This window comes from Rhizobium sp. BK456, from assembly GCF_014194045.1.
GTDB lineage: Bacteria > Pseudomonadota > Alphaproteobacteria > Rhizobiales > Rhizobiaceae > Rhizobium > Rhizobium redzepovicii.
This window is the reverse complement of sequence record NZ_JACIAO010000010.1, coordinates 40,261-62,383: the sequence shown is the minus strand read 5'-3', so window position 1 is coordinate 62,383 and position 22,123 is coordinate 40,261. Positions and strand designations below refer to the sequence as shown.

Sequence of the window (22,123 nt, the reverse complement as noted above, 5' to 3'; positions counted from 1 at the left end):
AGGCATGATTAAACCAGAGGCGCGGCTCCATATACTCTACGACATATCCAAAGAGCTTATCTCTTCTTTTCCTCTAGACAACGTGCTGAAGGCTGCGATGAACGCCCTCGTCGAGCATCTGCGATTGCGCGATGGCGGAATCGTGATTCACGGCGCCGGAGGAGAGCCCTGGATAAACGTGCGGGCTCCCATTGGGCACGACGTTCGCTCACGTTCTCTTACGATTGAACAGGCGGACGCAATAGATCGTGTCATCACTAGCGGTGAGAAGCACTTTGGGAAAAATTCTGCCGTTCTCCCCGTTAAAGTAAACCGGAAAGCAATTGGCGCATTGTGGCTTGATTTCGCGCAGAAAAGCGGAGATCAGGACGAAACCCTTCTGGCAATGATTGCCGTCCTGATCGGCTTAACCTGCCAGCGCTATCGCGAATTGTGCAGCGATGGCGGCGCAGTCGCCGAGGAACAGCAAGTAGGACAGATTCCGAAAATCAAACCGAAGCCTCAACCCACCCAGCTCGATAAAATCGATTGGATCGTTGGGGAGAGCCCCGCGCTCAAGAGAGTATTAGCTACCACCAATATCGTGGCTGCGACGAACTCCGCGGTGCTCTTGAGAGGAGAGAGCGGCACTGGCAAGGAATGCTTTGCAAGAGCAATACACGCGTTATCGATACGGAAAAGCAAGGCGTTTATTAAGTTGAATTGCGCCGCGCTGTCGGAAACCGTTCTGGAGTCCGAATTGTTTGGCCATGAGAAGGGCGCTTTCACTGGCGCTCTCCTTCAACGAGCTGGACGCTTCGAACTGGCCAATGGCGGAACGCTGTTGCTTGATGAAATCGGCGATGTATCACCACAATTCCAGGCAAAGTTATTGCGCGTATTGCAGGAAGGTGAATTCGAACGTCTCGGCGGAACGAAGACATTGAAAGTAGACGTTCGAGTTATATGCGCCACCAACAAAAACCTTGAAGTGGCCGTCCTTCGTGGGGAGTTCAGAGCCGATCTCTATTATCGGATCAATGTGGTGCCCATCGTTTTACCGCCACTTCGCCAGCGCGACGGTGACATTTTGCTTCTAGCGCAAGTGTTCCTCGAGAAATTCAACAAGGCAAATGATCGAAATTTCTGCTTCACGCCGTCGGCAAAAGACGTTTTGTCGAAATGCGCCTTCCCCGGCAATGTTCGCGAGCTGGACAACTGCGTACAAAGGACCGCTACTCTCGCCAGTTCAAATACGATTGCTTCATCAGATTTTGCCTGTCAGCAAGGCCAGTGTTCTTCGGCGCTCCTCTGGAACGACGCCCGCGACGTTATTGACAAGGACGCGGTGCATAGTCTCAACCCACGAGATACAATGTCGAGCGGACTGGGCCCCTACCCAGGCGCTGCCAGCGGTGCCACAGCCACAATGGAGGCACCGGGTCTCACTGAGCGTGATCGACTGATCAATGCAATGGTGAAGGCTGGTTGGGTACAGGCCAAAGCAGCTCGTATCCTGGGTAAAACGCCGCGGCAGGTCGGCTATGCGCTACGCCGGTTTCGTATCGATGTGAAGAAGGAGTGACGGCGATCGCCAAGAACTCCGTAAGCGTGGCCCAACGACTTCGGGCGCGATCTATTTTCATTTCTACAAGACATCTCCGGCGGCAAGCGGGGAAACGGGCGGTAAGGCGACATAACGCTGAAACAACAATGTCTCGTCGACCGGAATCTCTTTTGCATTCGGAGATTTAACCTTCCTCAACAGTGGAACAGTGTGATGTCGGAACCGGAAATAAAGGTCGGGATGACCAGCAGCGCGCCCTTCGACCGGGCGCCGATGGAGCCCGCTATGCGCGGCGGCCGCGCATCTTCGTCCTATGACCTTTCGGTGACGGATGACATCGATGCGCGGATCTGGGAGAGAATCAAAGACCATCCCTGCTTTTCAGAGCAAGCCCATCACTATTTTGCTCGCATGCATGTCGCGGTCGCACCTGCCTGCAACATCCAGTGCAATTACTGCAATCGCAAATATGACTGCACCAACGAAAGCCGTCCCGGGGTCGCATCAGTCAAGCTAACTCCCGACCAGGCACTACGCAAGGTGCTTGCCGTCGCCAGCAAAGTGCCGGAGCTTTCCGTAATCGGCATTGCCGGACCGGGCGACGCTTGTTACGACTGGAAGAAAACAGTAGCGACATTTGAAGGCGTTGCCAGAGAAATACCTGACATCAAACTATGCATTTCTACCAATGGATTGGCGCTTCCGGACCATGTCGATGAGCTAGCTGACATGAACGTCGATCACGTGACGATCACCATCAACATGGTGGATCCGGAAGTCGGGGCGAAAATCTATTCATGGATACTTCACGGTCATCGTCGATACACTGGGGTAGAAGGTGCCAGGATCCTTCACGAGCGCCAAATGTTGGGTTTGGAAATGCTGACCGAACGCGGCATCCTCACCAAAATCAATTCGGTTATGATTCCAGGCGTCAATGACACGCACCTCGTGGAAGTTAACCGATGGATCAGAGACCGCGGGGCATTCATGCACAATGTTGTGCCCCTGATTTCAAAGCCTTCGCATGGTACTTATTACGGTCTCACGGGTCAGCGTTGCCCGGAGCAGTTCGAACTAAAGGCACTTCAAGACTGTCTCGATGGCAACGTTAAGCTTATGCGCCACTGCCAACAGTGCCGGGCCGACGCCATCGGTTTGCTGGGCGATGATCGCGAGCGAGAGTTTGCTCTCGACCAAATCTCCACCAAAGCTGGATACGATGCCAACAAGCGCGAGGTATATCGGAAGCTGGTCGAGCATGAGCGAGAGGATCAATTCGCAGCAAAATTGGACGCGAACAAAGCAGTCAAGTCACTGGATTCGTCGGGAACTCTTGCCGTTGCCGTGGCGACCAAAGGTGGCGGCCGGATCAACGAGCATTTCGGTCAGGCAAGAGAACTCCAATTGTATGCCGTCTCTCGAAAGGGAATCGATTTAGTGGGACACCGAAGGGTTCAACAGTATTGCCTGGGTGGTGTAGGCGAGGACAGCGCTCTCGATCACATCATCGTTGCACTCGACGGTATCGATATTCTGCTCTCTGCCAAAATTGGCGATGGACCAAAGAAGCGGCTGGCAAAAGCTGGCGTGCGAGCAACGGACGCATTTGCCTATGCTTACATCGAGGCTTCAATTAGCGCGGTATACGCAGCCGAGTTTGGCCGAAACCCGTCGATGCCGACGGCTTAGCCCCCTCTGACTGACTCAGGAGCTACAAATGGCTTACAAAATAATCGCATCCCAGTGCACTCAGTGCGGCTCTTGCGAATTTGCATGTCCCTCAGATGCGATCAGTTTCATAGGTGAGGGATATGTTGTTGATTCACAAAAATGTACCGAGTGCAAGGGTGAGTTTGACACGCAACAATGCGCTTCGGTGTGTCCGATGCCGAAGACCTGCGTCCCTGCCTGATTGTCACTGGACTAAAGCGCGTAAGACCAATTTCGCATCCAGGGGGCAGATTCCGCCCAAATCTGATGTAGAGCCATAACGGAGGTATCGGCCTGGGGATATTTCCTACCAGAATAATGGGCCTTGATAACACTTTCAAAGCTCCCAAAGCGGCCAGCGAGAAGGAACGTGCATGAGAGTGACAATCAGCAGAACTGACGTCGGCTTATCGGCCTATATTCACAAGAAAGACCTCGAGGAACCGATCGTCTCGGTTGAGCACAAAAACCTATGGGGCGGCACTATTCTGCTGAAAAACGGATGGCGGATTGCCCTTCCCGACCTATCGCAGAACAGGCGCCTGCCCGTTACTGTCGATGCGAGGAGGCTATCCAGTTAGAGTGCGCGCGCAGGTCGGGACGAGCGTTGGTGCAAAGCGTAAGCAGTTCATACACCCAACACAGGGCATCGAGTTTCATCCTTTGCCGATCCGTTGAAGACGACGATCGTCAAGAGGTCGCCCTTATACCAGGAGGAATCCGACGTGAACCAACTCAACGAAACAACGCTTAAGGAGCTCGTGGACCGCATCTTTGGCGACCTTGGTGGTGCATTCAGCGTGCCGCTGGTGCGGATCGGCGATGAACTTGGCCTCTACAAGACGCTGAAGGCGATCGGACCCGCGACGGCCGAGGAGGTTGCCGTGGCCGCGGGATGCACGCCTCGCTATGTGCGCGAGTGGTTGGCAGCGCAGGCGGCTTCGGGCTATGTGCATTACGAGAATGGTCGGTTCTCGCTCACGCCCGAGCAGGCCTACGTGTTTGCTGAACCCGACAGCCCGGTCAACCTGATTGGCGCCTTCGATACGGCTGCCGCCATGGTCGGAAATCAGGCGAAGGTGCAGTCTGCCTTCAAGACAGGTGAAGGCGTTGCCTGGGGTGACCAGGCTGGCTGCATGTTCTGCGCTGTCGCGCGGCTGTTCCGCCCTGGTTACGCCAATGCGCTGGTCCAGGAGTGGCTGCCGGCGCTCGATGGCGTGAACGCCAAGTTGAAATCGGGTGCAACGGTCGCCGACGTCGGATGCGGGCACGGGGTATCAACGGTTCTGATGGCGCAGGCCTTTCCCAATTCCCGGTTCACGGGTTACGACTTTCATTTGGGCTCGATCGCGGCTGCGAAAGCGCACGCTGAAGCGCACGGCGTGGCGAACGTGCAGTTTGAGGTGGGCCGGGCGCAGGACTTCGACGGTAGCGACTTCGATCTGATCACCTGCTTCGACTGCCTGCACGACATGGGCGACCCGGAAGCCGCGGCGTCTCATATCAAAAAAGCGCTGAAGGAGGGTGGCACGCTGATGGTGGTCGAGCCTCTGGCGGGAGATACGCTTGAGGAGAATATCAACCCGGTCGGGCGGCTCTACTACTCCGCCTCGACGATGATCTGCGTTCCCACCTCCCTGGCACAGGAGACGGGATTAGCACTTGGCGCTCAGGCGGGAGAGAAGCGATTGACGGAGGTGATCCGGTCAGGCGGGTTCACACATGTCAGACGAGCAGCCCAGACGCCGCTGAACATGGTGCTCGAAGCAACTTGGTGAAAAGGAGTGGTGCATCCGGGACCTGCCAGATGGGGCAGGCTCTCGGCGCACACGTGACGTTGAAGGCGGCTAGCACTTGAAATTTGGACCGTTTTGCGCTTGAGGGCAGATCCGGTCGCCGCTCTTCAACTCCCTGCTGCACGAGCGAGACAGCGGCGATACTCGCCTCATTGACCGCACGCAATGTGTCGGCACCCTTGACGGCAGCCTTTCCTCACCGTCATCACAAGGCCAGTCGTTTACCAGGAGACGCGCCGTCGCCTGGCCTCCATACGACTTGCGAGATGCCGGGCCAAGCAAAGCAAACCGACCGGATTGATTCTGATGATGATGTGAAGCAGCATCCGTCACCGCATTAGTCGCCGCCGAAGCAATGCGGTCGACACGAGGAATGGTACGACTATGTAGATGCAGAGAACGCCGATATGCAGGCAGACATTGGCGATTGGTTGGCCCAGCATCGTCGGGCGGATAACATCTATCGAATGTGCCAAGGGCAAGAAGGCGGCTATCTGTTGGAATGCTACGGGCAACTGGTCTACGGGAAAGACTGCGCCTGACAAAAACAACATCGGTGTGATGACCAGCGTTTGATAAAATATGAAATAATCGTAGCTGGGCGCGAGGGCCGTGACAACCATTCCAAGGCTCGCAAAGGCTAAGCCCGTGATGGCGATGACCGGAAGAGCGTAGAGAAGAGCCAGCCAGTGAGTGTATCCCAACATGGCGGCGACGATACCAATACCGGTGCCTGCGAGCGACGCCTTGGTTGCCGCCCACGCCATTTCCCCAACGACGATATCCCCCAGCCTGAGCTGCGTGTATAACATTGCTTCCCAGGTGCGCTGGCCCTCCATTCGGCCAAAGGCCGCATAGATAGTCTCGAAGGTTGCAGCAGTCATCGCGCTTGTCGCGATCATTCCAGCCGCCAAAAAAGCAGTGTACGATACGCCGTCAACGCGCCCCACCATCACTCCCAATCCAGCGCCGAGCCCGAATAGATATATAATGGGATCGGCTAGATTTCCCAGAATGGATGCCAACGCCGCTTTTTTCCAAGCCAAATAGTTCCGGCGCCAAACTGCGAGCCAATTTAAACCGCCGGCGGATAATGCTGCTACGCTCATTCTACTTCTCCATCTCGCGTCCGGTTAACCGCAAGAAGACATCTTCTAGATTTGGTGGACGCTCCAGCAAGCGCAGGCCCGTATATCTACGCAGCTGCGCGCGCACCTGCTCTGGATCAGGCGTGTAGCAGAACAGGGTCTCTCCGCTGATCTCCAGTCGCCTAGCATTCGGCCTGATCAAGAGACTAAGCTCCTGCGGATCGCCGCCATAAATTTCGATCACAGGACAGCCAATCTGCTCCTCGATCAGGGCATGCGGTCGGCCCTCGGCGATCTTTCGCCCAGCTTCAAGCACGCACAGCCGGTCGCACAACCGCTCAGCCTCTTCCATGATATGGGTCGTCAGAAGAATTGTCTTGCCGCATGCCAACAGCGATCGAAGTCGTTCCCAGATCAAGTGGCGCGCGTGTGGGTCGAGGCCAGTGGTCGGCTCGTCCAAAATGAGTAGCTGCGGGTCATTAATGAGCGCACGCGCCAAAGTGAGGCGCCGCTTCATCCCTCCCGATAGGTCTGCCACACGCGTATTCGCCTTGCTTTCAAGTCGCGCAAATTCAAGCAGCGATGGGATGACCGTTTCGACTTCTCGGGTGCTCATGCGGAAGTAGCGGCCGTATACCAAAAGGTTCTCGCGGACCGTGAATTCCAGGTCGAGATTATCGAACTGAGACACGATCCCGATTTTCGCGCGCGCCAAGCGAACCTGGCCCGGCTCCTGCGCTCCGAGTACAGTGATCTTGCCTGCACTCGGCGACGTCATTCCTAGGATCATACGGGTGATCGTGCTTTTACCTGCGCCGTTCGGTCCTAAAAGACCAAAACATTCTCCTGCGGCGATAGTAAACGACAAGTCATTGACGACGATTTTACCACCATATGATTTCGAAACGCCGGCCAGGTCGATTGCGACTGGGGACAATGAGCCAGAAGGCGAATCCATTGCCTTAAATTTCGATTGGTGCTGCCGCTCCGAGAGGATGAGATGATCCTGGTGCGGATCAGCGATCGTCGTCTTCAAATTCGTTAATTGCCCGTTCATATCTTGTCCCAGATTTTGAGCTGCAGTGACGCGTTCATCACTCGCCACTATAGGCAATTTCAGATGTCGCCCGCCCTGGCATTTTGGTAGCGCCCTGCTGCCCAACCGTGGGCGCAATCGCGACTGATCCGCGCGACAGCCAGTCGCTATTGGATAGGGTACAAAGGGCATAGGCCTTCAAGGGAATTAGGAGAAAGATATTCACAAGCGTGTGGAGAGCAAAACCCAGAAACCTAAGTTCGCGGGCGCGATAGGCAGCCACGCTACACCGGACAAGAGTCATGGATCCAATGACCAGGATCGTCCACCAGGGTAGTGTGGCGGTCAGCGCAAACTGGCCAATTCCTGTCAATACCGACAGCGCAAGAAGTAGCAGGCCGACATTTTGCCCGATTGCGTCCAGCGTGAGATACCGATCGAGGCCGGGCAGCACTGGGAGCGCAAGCAAAGTGTCCCGAAAGGTGCTGCGTGCCCAGCGTAGTTGCTGACGCAGATAAATACCTATTGTGTCAGGAACGACTGTCGCCGCGATGGCGCTCGGAACGTACTCGGTTCGAAATCCTGCGCTCAGCATGAGAATTGTCAAATGGCGATCTTCACCGAAGTCACTCGGCTTGCCGCGATAAAGCTGCGTCTCGTACTGATCGAGCAGCGAAAGCATAGCAGACCGACGGTACATGGCACATGGGCCGCAGCAACACATAACTGCACCGAAGCGAGCTTGCGCCGCGCGCTCCTCGTTGCAGGCAAGCCAGTACTCCATGTCGATCAAACGAGTTAGCCAAGTGTCCTTCTGGTTACTGGCTTTCAATTGCCCCATCGCCGCACCGACCGATGGATCGCGCATTTTATTGGCAAGCTTTGAGACGACGTCGGGGGCGAGCGTGGTGTCTGAGTCCACGTTCAAGATGAGGTCCCCAGAGGACTGGGTTATAGCGGCGATTTGTGCTTTGCGCTTTCCAACATTTTTAGCGAGAATTGTGAAGTTGAATCTTTCATCGTCTGCATAGGCAGCGCGCTGAGCCACAACTGCGTCGCGATTCTTAGAACCGTCGTCGACTACATAGATACGCAATTTTCCGGCATAATCTTGTTCCGCAAGCGACGCGAGGCATTCCGAGAGAACGATTGGGTCTTCGTTGAAGGACGGCACAATGACATCAACGCTTGGCACAGCGGTGGTTTCGATTTCCTTCGCAGGTGTTATTGAGATCGTTGTCCGCCTAGCATGAAAGACCTGCGCGCTCTTATAAACAGTGGAGAGCGTTGCATAAAGCGAGACGGCGGCGATGCTGGTTGTTGCGAGCAGGGTCATGGTTTCTCGTTGTCCAGTGTTTCAGGGAAGTCTACCAATTTCGAATCCGCTGCTACGCAGTGCCGGAATAATTCGAGAGAGTGCTAAAAGCGTTTGGTCACGCAGTCCGGAAAGCGAGCATTGCTCAACCTCATCGGGAGGACACCCGTCGTGCAAAAGCACGATTGCCCCAGGCCGAGCAGCAGCAAGCACCTCATCAACGATCACGTCGACGCCCGGGCAAGACCAATCTCTAGGATCTGCCGACCAATGAACAGCTCCAAGTCCAGCACTCATCGACGCTGAAAGCACCTCTTCAGTCCAAACCCCGTAAGGCGCTCGTAGGTGCCGGACCATGGCTTGGGGACAGGCCGAGATAATAGCTTGATGCGCCTGGTCTATTTCACGTTTCACATCGTTAGGATCGCAGGTGGCGAGGTCGGGATGCGTCATGGTATGATTGGCGACATCATGACCTTCCGCCACAAGGCGCCGAATGAGTTCGGGGTGATCCTTCACGTATGAGCCGATAGCAAAAAATGTCGCCGGAACACGGTGCTCAGCTAGAACATCCAGGATTTGCGGCGTGCAGAATGGATTAGGACCGTCGTCGAACGTCAAGTAAACGCAGCGATCTTCCCGGCCGTTTGTGTGATTGACTGGTACTTCGCTCATATAGGCAGGCCGCTTCATAGTTCCGACCCGTTTCGTTCAATCAACGAGCCCGCGGGCCACTCAGTCAATGGACGGTTGACGGGAACCACCAATACGAGGACATCTTCAGTGCGCGTGGCTGGCAGGTCGGAATGCGCGTCTGGAAGCGTGGAGCGCACACGCAGCCCGGTCATAATATTGGCGGTCCCGTCTCGGCAGTATCTTTCCATATGATTCCGCATGGCGTGGCGAACTGTTCCGAAAGCAAATGGAACACTCAACTCGCGCAGAACCGGAAACATGGCGCGGACCGAGTGAGCGATGCCTAATCCTTCTAGATCCGGTCGCACTCCGTACAGGCCTAGCTCGGCCACAAGCAAATCAGTTGTACCGACCTTTATGAAGCGGCGTAACAAGCCCATGTGGCTAGCGACGCCGTGCGAGTCATATGCGATTGCGCGGCGTTCGGGCCTCGCACCACCCCAGCTTCGGCCAGTCTCGAACGGCTTGGCATTGAACGCTCCCGTCGGCCCATAGGTCTTGCAAAAAAAATCGGCGAGTTCCGCGTGGTCGGAAGCTTCCAGCTCATTTTCCCAGCATATTTTCCATCGCACTTCAGAAGACATGCAAAAGCTCCAAGTTGTTTCTTCGCCCAACCACGATCAGAGCTGCGCGATATTGTTGCGCATACTTGTTGGATTGCCGGTTAGGCAATCGAGCGGTTAAGAGATTTAAGAGTCTCAAACCGGGCCCCTGCCCGGCGCTTCGTTTTTTAGTTCCTGGCCCTGATATTGATCAAGTTCCGGGTTTTCTATAAGTGATCCGAAAGATTGGTAAAATTGATTGTTTGGATGGCAATCATCTATGGAATGGATATTCAACCCATGCGTTTTAAAGGCCTAGATCTAAACCTTCTTGTAGCACTCGACGCTCTAATGACCGAACGCAAGCTCACAGCAGCGGCGCGCAGCATCAACCTCAGCCAACCCGCCATGAGCGCTGCCATCTCTAGGTTGCGCGACTATTTCCGCGACGACCTTTTTATCATGCAGAGACGGGAGCTAGTTCCGACCCCGCGTGCAGAGGCACTTGCCCCCGCTGTCCGCGAAGCCCTCTTGCATATTCAGCTCTCCGTTATCGCTTGGGATCCAATAAACCCAGCGGAGTCCGACCGCCGATTCAGAATTATCCTCTCAGACTTCATGGCACTGGTCTTCTTCGACAAGATAATACTGCGCTTAGCTCGGGAGGCGCCAGGGGTCAGCTTCGAGTTGCTGCCACTTGACGACGATCCGGAGGAGCTTCTCCGCCGTGGTGATGTCGATTTTCTGATCCTCCCGGATTTATTCATGTCCGGCGCCCATCCGAAGGCAAGGCTTTTCGAAGAGAGACTGGTGTGCGTCGGCTGCCCTACGAACGAGCAGTTACAAGGGCAGCTCTCCTTGGAGCAATATATGTCCATGGGACATGTTGCGGCTAAGTTCGGACGTGGTCTTAAGCCTTCCGTAGAGCAATGGTTATTGATGCAGCACGGCCTCAAGAGGCGTATTGAGCTCGTCGTCCCGGGGTTTAACTTGATCCCGCCATTGCTGTCTCGCACTAATCGAATAGCAACCATCCCCCTGCGGCTGGTCAAACATTACGAACGAACTATCCCACTAAGAATCATTGAGCATCCTTTGCCGCTTCTTTCGTTCACTGAGGCTGTCCAATGGCCGGCTCTTCACAACACTGATCCTGGAAACATCTGGATGCGCGAGATTATGATCCAAGAGGCTTCGCGCATGGAATCTGAGATGGAAAGTTGTACGTCGTAAGCGGCACCGCCGGCTCATTTCACAGCCCCAGTAATTAGATCCATACGCGTTGGCTGTGTTCCCAAAGGAGGCATTACGTTACAGGCGGCCCCCGCCGCCTCAGCTCAGCTAGCAATCGAAGCTATTGCCGAGAGCGATCGTTTCTACCTGAGAAGGTACGATTCGTATGCTTTCCCTGGCCTCATGCAAAAGTGATTCAAAACTTTATTCCTGTAACTTATGTTCGGCCCATCGCGGAAACCAGCATTCAGCTGCGGTGACTTCCCCGACCTTCCGCACATGCGCTTCTGCGCGAAAATGACCAACGCGCCGACCCGGGATAGTAGCCGAAGCTCTACTTTCGATTCCGCAATAAATCTTGTTCTTGAGGGTTTGAAACGGCGCCGGCGCGAGAAGTTAGCCGCGGCAATATGTCGAGCCACAATCCATAGCGTGGATGCTTTTGATCCACACAATCAATTTTACCAATGATCCCATATGATCCATAGCAGGGCAGCCGCGCGGTGAGATTCCGGTAAGTTTTATTGGTTTCTGTCGTCACTTCGCAGACGAGCCGGAACATCTTCCGATGTTAGCAGCAATTAGATCGAGCCTTCTCGCAAGGCCGTCGGCTCGTCGAAATTAGGCATGATGGAGAGGAATACAAATGGCTGATCAACTCACACTGGAAATTATCAGTGCGATCAATAAGCTCGTCAAAGCTGAAGACGGCGGGAGAACGATCGTAGCGCTCGGCGAAATAACGACTGACACTGAGTTGACTTCACTTGGCATCGATTCGCTGGGTTTGGCCGATGTCCTTTGGGATCTGGAGCAGCTCTACGGCATTAAGATCGAGATGAATACGGCCGATGCCTGGTCGAACCTCAACAATATCGGCGACGTGGTGGAAGCCGTCCGTGGCTTGCTCACCAAGGAGGTCTGAATGGACAGGCGCGTCGTTATCACCGGATTGGGCGGACTGTGCGGACTGGGCACCGATGCTTCCTCTATCTGGACGGAGATGCGCGAAGGCCGCTCCGCCATCGGCCCGATCTCAAACTCAGAGATTCATGAGCTGAAGGGGATGATCGGGACCGAGATCAAGGTGCTGCCTCAACACGACATTGATCGCAAACAGCTCATCTCCATGGACCGCTTCAGCCTGCTAGCCGTGCTTGCAGCTAAACAAGCCATGCTACAGGCCGGCCTTTCGTGCAATGAAGGAAATGCCCACCGTTTCGGCGCGACAGTGGGCGTTGGCTTTGGCGGCTGGGACGCTACCGAGAAGGCCTACCGCACCCTCCTATTGGGCGGCGCGACTCGCACTGAGCTATTCACTGGGGTAAAGGCAATGCCTAGCGCGGCTGCCTGTCAGGTAAGCATGAACCTCGGGCTGCGGGGGCCAGTCTTCGGTGCCACCTCTGCCTGCGCCTCGGCCAACCATGCGATCGCTTCAGCGGTAGATCAGATCAAGCTCGGTAGGGCGGACGTTATGCTAGCTGGAGGAAGCGACGCGCCACTCGTGTGGATCGTGCTTAAGGCATGGGAAGCAATGCGCGTACTCGCTCCAGATACTTGCCGGCCATTCTCGGGCGACAGGAAAGGACTAGTTTTGGGCGAAGGTGCGGGCATGGCCGTGCTGGAAAGCTATGAGCATGCCGCCGCCCGCGGTGCAACGATGCTTGCCGAGGTCGCCGGCATCGGCCTTTCCGCCGATGCCTACCACATAGCTGCACCAGCTGTGCATGGGCCGGAGGCGGCGATGCGCGCCTGCCTTGTTGATGCGGGTTTAAATGCCGAGGATGTAGACTACCTCAACGCCCATGGTACCGGCACCAAGGCCAACGATCAGATCGAAACGACGGCGATTAAGCGCGTCTTTGGTGACCATGCTCGATCGATGTCCATCTCTTCCACCAAATCCACTCACGCGCACTGCCTCGGGGCAGCAAGTGCGCTCGAAATGATAGCCTGCGTGATGGCGATCCAAGAAGGTGTCGTGCCGCCCACGGCCAACTATCGCGAACCAGACCCCGATTGTGATCTGGACATCACGCCAAATGTGCCCCGGGAGCGCAGGGTGGGCGTGGCCATGAGCAACGCCTTCGCCATGGGCGGCATGAATGCTGTCCTTGCGTTCAAGCAGGTGCAATGAAGTGAAGATCGTCACGACTAACCCTTGTAAGGCCAGCGGCACATGCTTGAAGCAGGCACCGCAATCCTGTCAAATAGTCTCGCTCTAATTCCTCGGATACTCTCGCATCTGAAATTTTCCTCCGCGCAAACCATGCTACTCCGCCGTCTCGGGGCAAAGGCTGTGGGATGAGAGGGATGCAGCCCGTCGCCCGCTCTTTCCGGCATCAGCGAGCACACACGTCTGACGAAGTGGGCTCGGCACCGCTGCTTGTTGGCATTGATGAACCTTTACGGTGACTTTGCGGCCTTCGTGGTCATCGGAGAAAGCGATCACCACGCTGATATCAACTCGAGCGCCGTGGCTTTGGCGACAGCTTCACTGGTCGTGGCGACGGTCAGCTTTCGGCGTGCCGACGCAAGATAGAGCTGCACCGCACTTACCGAAATGGACAAGCGGGCGCAGATTTGCTTTGCCATTAGGCCGCTGGCCGTCATATCGAGACATTGCAGTTCGCGGCGCGACAATTGCGGAAAATCCGCAGTTTTTCTCAGGCCCGACAGAACCATGGCCCTGTCGTGGAGATGGTGGGCGAGAAACTGGAGGTCGCGCATGCTGTCCATGCGGAACCGACGCCAGTAGGAGGCGGGCTGATTGGAGGTGATCGTAAACAGCGATCGCTCCCCGTGAGGCCCACGCACCGGCAGTGTCACGCCTTGCTGCCCGATACCGAAGGCCATCGCCTCCTTAAAGAAGCCGTGAGCCCGGCCTGAATCCCATTTTGACGCGGACCATTCCACGGGCAGAAAGCCGCGCTGTCCGAGCCGCACGACGGGATCGATGCTGAAGTAATCCCGGGCAAGATATTGCTTCACCCACTCGGGCGGGTAGGTCAGCATCAGCAATGGATTGTTGGCCGCTGCGCCCGAGGAGCGGGTCACATGCAGAACCATGTGCGATATCGCATAGATGTGGCGGACTTCGTCCAGCGTCGTTTCCAGATCTTCCAACGTCGGCGATGCGGAGATCCGGTCCAAACTGTAGAAAAAACGAGAACTGCTCGGCATGAGATGGACTCGCGGTTGTGTGTTTTCCTGACTGGGGTAATGGTAACATTTCGCGGTTAGCGAGAACAGAACATTTTATGGCAACCATGACGCGATGTGAAGAACAGGTTAAGGAACTGACGACACTGTGGGCGGCGGGACGGCGACTGGCCTTACCGCATGCCACCATCGACAAGGGCCCTGCCAGGACAGGAAGAGGTTTGATTGAGAAGTCGGGCTAGGTTGGTGCGAAGTGTCCGACAGTTATCTGCAGTCACGTCCCACAGGCCGACATACAGTTTGCCGATCTCGGGCAGTGATCGGGCAAGCGGCGTCGGCCTCCAGCCGAGCCTGCGATACACCCCGACCATCGCCCCATCATAGACGCCGACGATGTTTTCGATACCGGCGCCGAGGGCAAGATCGCAAAGCCCTGAGAGCAGTTCGGTGGCGACTGCGCGCGATTGCGCAATGTGTCCGGCAGATGGGTGAACGCAAAAGCGAGTACATTCCCAGGTCGTCGGGCTGTCGACGTCGATAGGCTGATCGAAGAAATGCCGAAACTCGCTTTTGAGCATCGTCGCGCCAGTGGTCGGCAGCAGGCGTAGCGAACCTGTCAGTGTGCCCGAAGGTCGTTGAGTGACGAGATATACGGGATCTTCGACCTCATCATATCGGTCCCTCTCCCATTGATCCCGGACATCGACCTGCCATCCCAGCCGATCGCGAAAAACAACGGCGCGAGCCCGAAACATTGCATCGAATGCACGTCGATCGGTCTCGAGCATGTCTTTGGTGAGTATCCGCAACATATCCGTTCCTCCTGATCGTCGATGTTTCACAACAGGGGCCGACCTCGAGCAATCTGGATATTTCACCAGATTGACCGGCGCTTCGACTTACCTTTCACTTTCACAGGCATTTCCGAAGCTTGATCGATCTCAAGCTCGCTGTGGCTTCCACTTCAACGCAACCAAGGAAGAATCGTTCGTGACCTACGATCCAGCCCGCGGCAAACGCGTTCGAGAAGCGATATCTCGGGGCAAGTTCCGGAAAGTACACGCTCTTGCAGCCGAACTGAATGTATCAGTCGCGGCCGTCTCGCGCTGGCAAAATGGCGGCCATACGTCCCTGGAAAGCGCCTGCGCTCTCGCGCGCCTGCTGGATGTTTCCCTCGATTGGCTGCTCTTGGGGCGAGGGACCATGGACGGGCATAGGAACAGCGCGATCTCCGCCACGGAATTGCTGTGGGTAATGGCGCTACGCGGCCGATCTGCGGCGGCTCAGTCCAATCTTATTGGGCTGCTCGAATCCATCCCTCCGGAACACGCCTTACGCTAAGCACAATTCTGAACGGTTTTTTTAACTTGCGCTCAACAGCTTTAGGTTGCTTAAATGAGCAGCATCAACGATCTTTCTAATTAGGGTTTCATTGACGGGACCGGCAGGAAGGCTAGCCCACCCTGCCCTCGCCGACGCGAAGACCCTTGTTTTCACTATCAACGCAGAAGGGTTGCCGACATGTCTACAATGTTGACCATCAACGTGAAAAACTACGAATCCCAGACGCAAAACTTCTACTTCTTCCAGCAACCGGCAATTTATACCGGCGGCGGGCAAGTCTATTCGAACAGCCTTTTCTCGCAGTCGCTCGGCAACTACGACAACACCGGCGCGATCCTGACCTTCCAGGTCAACCTGCAATATTATGCCGGCATCCAGCAGGCGAATACACCGCCGCAAATCGGCGCCTCTTCCGGCTACTCGTCAGCCAGCCGCGCCATTGATCTTGCTCCGAGTTCGGGTGGCAGCGGTAAACCGAACGACTGGACGACTGCGACGGTCAATCCGCTCGGACTATCCTCGCCAATCTACGGGGAAGGTGTACAGCCTGGCGCATTCCGCATCACCACGCCGGTCTTCAACTCGCCGCCCTACTTCAATGTCGGCTCAGCGGTTGCCGTCAATGGCGGCATCGTGCTCTCCAACTTCGTGCAGGCAAACCCGGCCAGCAATACCGATTGCCAGCCGATCCTGAAATATTATGTCCAGACCGGCGCCTACACGCCAGGTGTCGTGATGAACTTCACGCAGTCGAGCGTGAACGCGGCGCTTTCCGACTTCACCGGCGGCTATTCCGTCTGCAACGTCAGCCTGAAATCTGACGGCACCTGGACCACGCAGCTCCAGTAAACCTTGGCAGCCATGCAGGTGAAAAACCGTCCCGTCTTCACCTGCATGCGCAGCATTCGCGCGTTGCCGCCGCCCGCCGGGCGACGGACAGGCTTGATCTCAGAGGGGATTGTCACACGCCATGACCAGTTCGTCCTACCAGATCATCGTTCGGAACTTCTCGCAGACGACGCAATATTTCTATGTTTTCCAGAAGCAGGCGGCATTTCCTTTGTTGCCGAGCCATGGTCCCATCCTCAGCGGCAGTCTCGGCTGCCAAAGCATCGGCAATTACGCAAGTTCGGGAGCGCAGATCAATTTCGGTTTGGACAGTCAGGTCTATGCAGGTGCCCTCAGCACCAAACAGGCGGCGTCCCCCTCGCAGCTTATCGCGCTTCTCTCGCTCAATGCCGCCACGCTATCCGTGGTCGGCAGCAGCTCGGCGTTCCGACCGGTTACGCTCACCACGGTCGACGGTTCGCCGGACAATTGCACGACCTTGACGCTCGATCCGCTTGGACTTTCCGCGCCCGCCAATCAAGCCGGAGTTGCGATCGGAGGATTTGGCATGAACGTGCCTTCCTACACGCCGTTGCCGCGTCCCGAGCTCTATTGTGGCGTCGTCGCACTGAACGACAATCAAGCTATCATACTCTCGAGCTTCGTCGCTCCTTTGCCCAACGCCGTCATGAACTGCATACCGAAACAGATCTTTTTCGTGAAGATGGGCTACCAGCCGGTCGGAAGCACCGTGACTTATGACGAGAGCAACTCGGCATGCTGCGATTTCACCATCGGCTACGCGATCTACACCGTGACTTACAAAGCTGACGGAACCTTTTCGGCGACAGGAGGACCGTAGACCCAGAGATCCGGATCATCACTGACGCTTGAACAAGCCAACCCTTGAACCGAAAGGAATATAGCAATGTTACGTATCACGTCGAAATTCGCTGGCCAAACAGCACGTAGCGATAAAATCGCTGCCGGGCTTGCCATTTCCATCGTCTCTATCCTCGCAACAGCGCTGCCTGCCGCCGCGCAACTCGTTTTTTCGTCCGATTGTCGGAACTACCAGCCCATTGCGGTCGCCCCGCCGAACGACGCGATCCTCTTCACCAAGCAGCCGGTGCCCCATCCGAACGGAACGGCCTCCGTCTTTGCGATCGTCGGAGCCGACACCTATGTCATTCCGGCTGGGGCCAACTCCTGCATCGTCGCCGCTCCCCCCGCCGATGACAATTACTGCTTCATTGCCCGTAACGACAACACGATCGACGGCGTCGGTTTTGCCGCCATTCGAAATCCGGGGGGCCTGACCGCCTGCCAGTAAGGGGTGAATTTCCTACATCCAGCAGTTCTCGTCCGGTCTTGCGCGAAGGTGAGGCGGAAAGTGGAATATCCACCTCCGCCCGCTGTCGCGCGCTTGTCACCCTGGCGACCCAATTCTGCACGCTAAGAAGCAATCGGTGGGTGAAAGAAACTACAGCTAATGAGCAGTTCATAGGCACTGGCGAGCGGTAATCTTTCCGGTTCCAAGGATTCTATTGACGGCGGCCGCGATAGCGGCCTCCGTCGGTGAACCAGCCCTTCGTCATGCCGCGCCGCGCCAAGACGCTGACGATTTGCATTCCCGCCGGCATCGAGCAAGGCGGACGGCCCATAGAGACTGGAATAGAATAAACCTTCGGGAAGCTGGGCAGTAACTTGAGTAAAAGTCTTTTTATGACGGTCTCTTAGTCAGCCTTGGTCTGCCTATGCGCTTGCCGCTGTGTTCGGAATCTGCCAAGCTAAATAGACACATCTTATTGTGCCCTCCCCCAGCCGGTGAATGCGAAGGTCGCTTCCGGTCTGCCTATCTGCAGGATTTGCCGCGCTTGAGCAGATGACTTTCGAACCAGCCGCGAAAAGGCGAAAGATTGCTGTTAACTCCTTTGTGCGCTCTGCCGGCAACCAGGTGAATCCGAGCGCAATGACCGACCACTCCTCGAACAAGATCTGAGAAGAGACGATGACACGCAGCCAAAAAGAAAAGATGCTCGCAGGCGAGATGTATAACGCAGCGGATCCTGAGATCCAAGCCGAGTTGCTCCTCACCGGGGCTTGGCTGAAACGGTACAATGACACGCTGGGCGACCCCGCCGAGCGGTGGCATGCGCTTCTGTTAGAACGATTGGGGGCTGTCGGGCTTGGAGCTGCTATTCGTCCTCCGTTCCACTGCGATTACGGGTTCAACATCCGGATCGGAGCGTGGGTCTACATCAATTTCAACTGCGTCATCCTTGACGTGGCAGCAGTGACTATCGGCGACGGAACCGCAATAGGGCCTGCTGTGCAGATTTATACTGCGGACCATCCACATGATCCAGAGCAGCGCCAGGCTGGGTTGCAGTTGGGACGGCCGGTCAGCATTGGCAGGCACGTCTGGATTGGAGGTGGAGCAATCATTCTCCCGGGCGTGACGATCGGCGATCATGCTGTCATTGGCGCTGGTAGCGTGGTCACTCGAGATGTTCCTGCAGGAAGCACGGCGATGGGAAATCCAGCTCGGGTCAGGGTTGGTGGACGCTTGCCGCAATCATAAAAGTAGGCGTCGGGCGAAAATCCGGTGGTTAGGGGTAGTCTCGTTGCTTGTGCGAACGACGATTCTGGGTCGCCATGGCCCGTGCGACCGTCGGCACTCTGACGCAGTTCTCTTTGCAAATGCGGTCGGGCAGTCGTGCTAAGTGATTACTGATCGCGTTTGCTACGACCGGCTGCACATTGCACCGGACCGCCGGATTCCAGTGTCAGGATCCGGCTGTCCTGTCGAAAACTTAAGGCACCATCTACTGCCGACACACGCGGCCATGTGACCTTTCCTCCGAGACCGTTTGAAGATAGCCTGCGTTCGTCCCATGCCAAAGCCTCCTTCCCATCGGCGCCCGAAACCAACCTGTCGAATCTAGATCGACTGATGTTTTCCAGGAGATGCTGGTTCTGCTTCCGATTTATGAGTTGCGAACTGGTCGCATGCGAAGGGGTCAATTACGTTTAGGCTCAACTCGCAGATACAGACCGTTTCACCTGCATGAGCACGAATTGTTTTCGTGCGCTCGATGAATGACAATTGCTCGCTCTGAATAGAAATCCACGCGCGGTATGTCGTCGGTAAATATCTTGCTGTCGCCAGGAACATCTTCAGAAGTAGGCACCGATCACCCGGCGCAGCCTATCGGTCCCACTCTGCAGAAAGCGCCTTTCGCCACGTACAGCGTTGATTGACCAGCTACCTAAGTACACTGCATCCATAACGTGGATGATAGCTATCCCAACAATCAATTTTACTAATCTGTTTGGATTTATTAGCACGCGCTGGAGGACACGCGCCGAGCGGCGTCCGCCTCCTGATTACCTGTCGGGGGCTCTTGACATGGGTGACGAGCATGTGTGGAATTGTTGGCATAGTGGGACATAAGCCCGTGTCGGAGCGACTGATCGAAGCCTTGGAGCGGCTGGAATATCGCGGCTATGATTCATCCGGCGTTGCTACGATCTTCGAGGGAGAATTGCACCGACGCCGTGCGGAAGGCAAGCTCGGGAACCTTAAAACGAGATTGAAGGAAGCGCCACTGAGCGGCACCGTCGGCATTGCCCACACACGATGGGCGACCCATGGCGCACCGACAGAATGCAACGCTCACCCGCACTTTACCGATGGTGTAGCCGTTGTTCATAACGGCATCATCGAAAATTTCTCCGAGCTAAAGGACGGATTGGCGGAGGTTGGGGCCAAGTTCCAGACCGACACGGATACCGAGGTGATTGCGCATCTCCTGACAAAATTCCGTCGGGATGGCATGGGATGCATTGAGGCCACGCATGCCATGCTGAAGTGCGTCAAGGGCGCCTTCGCTCTTGCCATCCTCTTTGAAGATTATCCCGCGACAATTATGGTGGCGCGCAATGGACCACCATTAGTGATAGGCCATGGCGATGGTGAGATGTTTCTGGGCTCCGACGCGATCGCTCTTGCTCCGTTCACCAATAACATCACATATCTGAACGACGGCGATTGGGCTGTTGTAAGCAAAACGAGTGTCCAAGTTTTCGATATGGAAGGCAAGGTCGTTACGCGCCCACGACACATATCGCTTGCTAACGCCGACCTGGTCGGCAAGGGCAATCATCGGCATTTTATGGAAAAAGAAATCTACGAGCAATCCGAGGTCATCGCCGGTGCTCTTGGGCACTACATCAATGTCAAAGATAGTCATGTCACAACGACTTCAACTGACATCGATTTCGCCAGGGTTGAGAGCCTCGCGATCGCCGCCTGCGGCACGGCATATCTTGCGGGATTGATTGGCAAATATTGGTTCGAGCGCTACGCACGCTTAATGGTTGAAATTGATGTCGCCTCTGAATTCCGTTACCGCGAAATCCCGTTGTCGCCGCAGTCGGCAGCGCTCTTCATCTCTCAGTCTGGTGAGACGGCTGACACGCTTGCATCGCTGCGCTATTGCAAAGCACAGGGTCTGAGAATAGGCGCTGTCGTCAATACCCGAGAATCAACTATTGCCCGCGAGGCAGATGCCATCTTTCCGATCCTCGCCGGGCCAGAGATCGGCGTTGCTTCTACGAAGGCATTCACTTGCCAGCTTGCTGTTCTCGCTGCGCTAGCCATCGGCGCAGGCAAGGCGCGAGGCACGATCACAGATGGCGAGGAACAATTGCTCGTCCAAAGTTTGGCGACGTTGCCGAGCGTTATGCGACAGGTGCTGAACGACATCAAGCCGAAGATAGAGCTCTTGTCCCGGGAATTGTCGAATTACAGCGACGTGCTCTATCTCGGCCGCGGCACAAGTTTCCCATTGGCCATGGAAGGTGCGCTGAAGCTCAAGGAGGTTTCCTATATCCATGCTGAAGGTTATGCGGCAGGAGAATTAAAACACGGTCCGATCGCCTTGATCGATGAAAATATGCCAGTCATCGTCATCGCGCCACATGATCGGTTCTTCGATAAAACTGTCTCCAATATGCAGGAAGTGGCCGCCCGCGGCGGCCGCATCATTCTGATCACCGACGAGACGGGAGCTTCGATGTCGAAACTCCCCACCATGCACACTATCGTATTACCCAATGTCGAGGAGATTATCTCGCCGATGATCTTTTCTCTACCGCTGCAGCTTCTTGCGTATCACACAGCGGTCGTCATGGGGGCAGATGTGGACCAGCCGCGGAATCTAGCTAAATCGGTCACAGTCGAATGATTGTGACGATTGGTTAGATCGCAAATCGCCTCCGGGAAAATCCAGGACTTGATCAGACATCAAAAAAGTGAGGTCGTATGCACGAACTTTCGCTCGCCGACGTGCCGTCGCGAATTGGCCAGGAGCTCGGTAAATCCGAATGGATAACCGTTGATCAAACTACAATCGATCTCTTTGCCGATGCGACACACGATCATCAATTCATCCACGTGCACCCGGAACGCGCGGCAGTCGAAAGCCCGTTTGGTGGCACTATCGCTCACGGCTTCCTGACACTCTCGCTTCTGTCGGCGATGAACTTCAGCGGCATGCCAAAGATCCGCGAGCAGACCATGGGCCTTAACTACGGCTTAGACCGGGTGCGTTTCATGTCACCAGTTAAGACCGGCAGCCGTGTGCGCGGTCGCTTCGTTCTCTCTGAGTGTCAATTTCGCGGCGCAAGCATGCTGGTGACTACCTACGAGGTTACGGTGGAGATCGAGAACGAGAACCGACCGGCACTCACTGCTAATTGGATCACTATCATTCAGTTTGATCCGAACGACAGGCCTAAAGGGATTTGACGCCAGCTC

The 22,123-nt window shown here is 55.8% G+C and carries 22 protein-coding genes and 1 pseudogene; 15 read left to right on the top strand and 8 right to left on the bottom strand.

Annotated features, from left to right (window positions below):
• The first annotated feature begins 4 nt into the window (after positions 1-4).
• The 5 genes from nifA to FHX03_RS25215 all read left to right on the top strand — a co-directional run bounded on the left by nifA (position 5) and on the right by FHX03_RS25215 (position 5,037).
• Positions 5-1,564 carry a nif-specific transcriptional activator NifA gene (gene nifA, locus FHX03_RS25235; RefSeq protein WP_183855979.1) on the top strand — a complete coding sequence of 520 codons (1,560 nt, stop codon included), beginning with the start codon at positions 5-7 and terminating at the stop codon, positions 1,562-1,564.
• Positions 1,565-1,759: 195 nt separating this feature from the next.
• Positions 1,760-3,238, top strand: coding sequence for a nitrogenase cofactor biosynthesis protein NifB (nifB, locus tag FHX03_RS25230; protein ID WP_183855977.1), 1,479 nt, complete (start codon positions 1,760-1,762; stop codon positions 3,236-3,238).
• A gap of 28 nt (positions 3,239-3,266) precedes the next feature.
• Positions 3,267-3,461, top strand: a complete 195-nt coding sequence (locus tag FHX03_RS25225) for a 4Fe-4S binding protein (protein ID WP_131702622.1) — start codon at positions 3,267-3,269, stop codon at positions 3,459-3,461.
• Between the two features lie 172 nt (positions 3,462-3,633).
• The gene (nifT, locus tag FHX03_RS25220) at positions 3,634-3,840 is read left to right on the top strand and encodes a putative nitrogen fixation protein NifT (protein WP_183855975.1); all 207 of its coding nucleotides are present in this window, start codon (positions 3,634-3,636) and stop codon (positions 3,838-3,840) included.
• Positions 3,841-3,984: 144 nt separating this feature from the next.
• Positions 3,985-5,037, top strand: a complete 1,053-nt coding sequence (locus FHX03_RS25215) for a class I SAM-dependent methyltransferase (RefSeq protein ID WP_183855973.1) — start codon at positions 3,985-3,987, stop codon at positions 5,035-5,037.
• An 88-nt stretch (positions 5,038-5,125) separates the two neighbouring features.
• On the opposite strand, the pseudogene FHX03_RS35120 reads toward FHX03_RS25215, so the two are convergent.
• The 6 genes and pseudogenes from FHX03_RS35120 to FHX03_RS25190 all read right to left on the bottom strand — a co-directional run.
• Positions 5,126-5,224 (bottom strand): annotated as a pseudogene (locus tag FHX03_RS35120) (DUF982 domain-containing protein); the annotation flags it as partial.
• A gap of 160 nt (positions 5,225-5,384) precedes the next feature.
• Complete coding sequence (locus tag FHX03_RS25210) at positions 5,385-6,164, bottom strand: ABC transporter permease (protein WP_183855971.1); 780 nt, start codon at positions 6,162-6,164, stop codon at positions 5,385-5,387.
• A gap of 1 nt (position 6,165) precedes the next feature.
• Positions 6,166-7,200, bottom strand: coding sequence for a nodulation factor ABC transporter ATP-binding protein NodI (gene nodI, locus FHX03_RS25205; protein ID WP_131702626.1), 1,035 nt, complete (start codon positions 7,198-7,200; stop codon positions 6,166-6,168).
• A 37-nt stretch (positions 7,201-7,237) separates the two neighbouring features.
• Positions 7,238-8,515, bottom strand: coding sequence for a chitooligosaccharide synthase NodC (gene nodC / locus FHX03_RS25200; protein WP_183855969.1), 1,278 nt, complete (start codon positions 8,513-8,515; stop codon positions 7,238-7,240).
• Positions 8,516-8,536: 21 nt separating this feature from the next.
• The gene (nodB, locus tag FHX03_RS25195) at positions 8,537-9,187 is read right to left on the bottom strand and encodes a chitooligosaccharide deacetylase NodB (RefSeq protein ID WP_183855967.1); all 651 of its coding nucleotides are present in this window, start codon (positions 9,185-9,187) and stop codon (positions 8,537-8,539) included.
• On the bottom strand, positions 9,184-9,774 hold the full coding sequence (locus FHX03_RS25190) for a NodA family N-acyltransferase (RefSeq protein ID WP_131702629.1): 591 nt from the start codon (positions 9,772-9,774) through the stop codon (positions 9,184-9,186). Before FHX03_RS25190 ends, nodB begins: the two co-directional genes overlap by 4 nt.
• Before the next feature lie 258 nt (positions 9,775-10,032).
• On the opposite strand from FHX03_RS25190, the gene FHX03_RS25185 reads away from it, so the two are divergent.
• The 3 genes from FHX03_RS25185 to FHX03_RS25175 all read left to right on the top strand — a co-directional run bounded on the left by FHX03_RS25185 (position 10,033) and on the right by FHX03_RS25175 (position 13,102).
• Entirely contained in the window at positions 10,033-10,965 is a 933-nt protein-coding gene (locus tag FHX03_RS25185; RefSeq protein ID WP_131702676.1) for a LysR family transcriptional regulator, read from the top strand.
• Positions 10,966-11,611: 646 nt separating this feature from the next.
• Positions 11,612-11,890, top strand: a complete 279-nt coding sequence (locus tag FHX03_RS25180; protein WP_127431415.1) for an acyl carrier protein — start codon at positions 11,612-11,614, stop codon at positions 11,888-11,890.
• Positions 11,891-13,102 carry a beta-ketoacyl synthase gene (locus tag FHX03_RS25175; RefSeq protein WP_168257384.1) on the top strand — a complete coding sequence of 404 codons (1,212 nt, stop codon included), beginning with the start codon at positions 11,891-11,893 and terminating at the stop codon, positions 13,100-13,102.
• A gap of 311 nt (positions 13,103-13,413) precedes the next feature.
• On the opposite strand, the gene FHX03_RS25170 is transcribed toward FHX03_RS25175, so the two are convergent.
• Together FHX03_RS25170 and FHX03_RS25165 are read right to left on the bottom strand one after the other, a co-directional pair.
• Positions 13,414-14,148 carry a helix-turn-helix transcriptional regulator gene (locus tag FHX03_RS25170; protein ID WP_131702631.1) on the bottom strand — a complete coding sequence of 245 codons (735 nt, stop codon included), beginning with the start codon at positions 14,146-14,148 and terminating at the stop codon, positions 13,414-13,416.
• A gap of 152 nt (positions 14,149-14,300) precedes the next feature.
• A complete protein-coding gene (locus FHX03_RS25165) occupies positions 14,301-14,939 on the bottom strand; it encodes an acyl-homoserine-lactone synthase (protein ID WP_131702632.1) in 639 nt (212 codons plus the stop codon).
• A 178-nt stretch (positions 14,940-15,117) separates the two neighbouring features.
• On the opposite strand from FHX03_RS25165, the gene FHX03_RS25160 reads away from it, so the two are divergent.
• The 7 genes from FHX03_RS25160 (at position 15,118) to FHX03_RS25130 (ending at position 22,114) form a co-directional block, all read left to right on the top strand.
• Positions 15,118-15,468 carry a helix-turn-helix domain-containing protein gene (locus tag FHX03_RS25160; RefSeq protein WP_183856197.1) on the top strand — a complete coding sequence of 117 codons (351 nt, stop codon included), beginning with the start codon at positions 15,118-15,120 and terminating at the stop codon, positions 15,466-15,468.
• A 180-nt stretch (positions 15,469-15,648) separates the two neighbouring features.
• Positions 15,649-16,320, top strand: a complete 672-nt coding sequence (locus FHX03_RS25155) for a hypothetical protein (protein ID WP_064649264.1) — start codon at positions 15,649-15,651, stop codon at positions 16,318-16,320.
• 121 nt (positions 16,321-16,441) lie between these two features.
• Complete coding sequence (locus FHX03_RS25150) at positions 16,442-17,161, top strand: hypothetical protein (RefSeq protein ID WP_168257382.1); 720 nt, start codon at positions 16,442-16,444, stop codon at positions 17,159-17,161.
• A gap of 66 nt (positions 17,162-17,227) precedes the next feature.
• Entirely contained in the window at positions 17,228-17,632 is a 405-nt protein-coding gene (locus FHX03_RS25145; protein WP_183855965.1) for a hypothetical protein, read from the top strand.
• Between the two features lie 678 nt (positions 17,633-18,310).
• A complete protein-coding gene (gene nodL, locus FHX03_RS25140; RefSeq protein ID WP_131702635.1) occupies positions 18,311-18,883 on the top strand; it encodes a nodulation O-acetyltransferase NodL in 573 nt (190 codons plus the stop codon).
• Between the two features lie 841 nt (positions 18,884-19,724).
• Positions 19,725-21,551, top strand: coding sequence for a glutamine--fructose-6-phosphate transaminase (isomerizing) (gene glmS, locus FHX03_RS25135; RefSeq protein WP_183855963.1), 1,827 nt, complete (start codon positions 19,725-19,727; stop codon positions 21,549-21,551).
• A gap of 77 nt (positions 21,552-21,628) precedes the next feature.
• Positions 21,629-22,114, top strand: a complete 486-nt coding sequence (locus FHX03_RS25130; protein ID WP_011654219.1) for a MaoC family dehydratase — start codon at positions 21,629-21,631, stop codon at positions 22,112-22,114.
• The last annotated feature ends 9 nt before the right edge of the window (positions 22,115-22,123 follow it).

Excerpts from the sequence above, each read along its gene's own strand:
- nifA (WP_183855979.1), top strand. The coding sequence starts at position 5 with ATGATTAAACCAGAGGCGCGGCTCCATATACTCTACGACATATCCAAA.
- nifB (WP_183855977.1), top strand. The coding sequence starts at position 1,760 with ATGTCGGAACCGGAAATAAAGGTCGGGATGACCAGCAGCGCGCCCTTC.
- FHX03_RS25225 (WP_131702622.1), top strand. The coding sequence starts at position 3,267 with ATGGCTTACAAAATAATCGCATCCCAGTGCACTCAGTGCGGCTCTTGC.
- nifT (WP_183855975.1), top strand. The coding sequence starts at position 3,634 with ATGAGAGTGACAATCAGCAGAACTGACGTCGGCTTATCGGCCTATATT.
- FHX03_RS25210 (WP_183855971.1), bottom strand. The coding sequence starts at position 6,164 with ATGAGCGTAGCAGCATTATCCGCCGGCGGTTTAAATTGGCTCGCAGTT.
- nodI (WP_131702626.1), bottom strand. The coding sequence starts at position 7,200 with ATGAACGGGCAATTAACGAATTTGAAGACGACGATCGCTGATCCGCAC.
- nodC (WP_183855969.1), bottom strand. The coding sequence starts at position 8,515 with ATGACCCTGCTCGCAACAACCAGCATCGCCGCCGTCTCGCTTTATGCA.
- nodB (WP_183855967.1), bottom strand. The coding sequence starts at position 9,187 with ATGAAGCGGCCTGCCTATATGAGCGAAGTACCAGTCAATCACACAAAC.
- FHX03_RS25190 (WP_131702629.1), bottom strand. The coding sequence starts at position 9,774 with ATGTCTTCTGAAGTGCGATGGAAAATATGCTGGGAAAATGAGCTGGAA.
- FHX03_RS25185 (WP_131702676.1), top strand. The coding sequence starts at position 10,033 with ATGCGTTTTAAAGGCCTAGATCTAAACCTTCTTGTAGCACTCGACGCT.
- FHX03_RS25180 (WP_127431415.1), top strand. The coding sequence starts at position 11,612 with ATGGCTGATCAACTCACACTGGAAATTATCAGTGCGATCAATAAGCTC.
- FHX03_RS25175 (WP_168257384.1), top strand. The coding sequence starts at position 11,891 with ATGGACAGGCGCGTCGTTATCACCGGATTGGGCGGACTGTGCGGACTG.
- FHX03_RS25170 (WP_131702631.1), bottom strand. The coding sequence starts at position 14,148 with ATGCCGAGCAGTTCTCGTTTTTTCTACAGTTTGGACCGGATCTCCGCA.
- FHX03_RS25165 (WP_131702632.1), bottom strand. The coding sequence starts at position 14,939 with ATGTTGCGGATACTCACCAAAGACATGCTCGAGACCGATCGACGTGCA.
- FHX03_RS25155 (WP_064649264.1), top strand. The coding sequence starts at position 15,649 with ATGTCTACAATGTTGACCATCAACGTGAAAAACTACGAATCCCAGACG.
- FHX03_RS25150 (WP_168257382.1), top strand. The coding sequence starts at position 16,442 with ATGACCAGTTCGTCCTACCAGATCATCGTTCGGAACTTCTCGCAGACG.
- FHX03_RS25145 (WP_183855965.1), top strand. The coding sequence starts at position 17,228 with ATGTTACGTATCACGTCGAAATTCGCTGGCCAAACAGCACGTAGCGAT.
- nodL (WP_131702635.1), top strand. The coding sequence starts at position 18,311 with ATGACACGCAGCCAAAAAGAAAAGATGCTCGCAGGCGAGATGTATAAC.
- glmS (WP_183855963.1), top strand. The coding sequence starts at position 19,725 with ATGTGTGGAATTGTTGGCATAGTGGGACATAAGCCCGTGTCGGAGCGA.
- FHX03_RS25130 (WP_011654219.1), top strand. The coding sequence starts at position 21,629 with ATGCACGAACTTTCGCTCGCCGACGTGCCGTCGCGAATTGGCCAGGAG.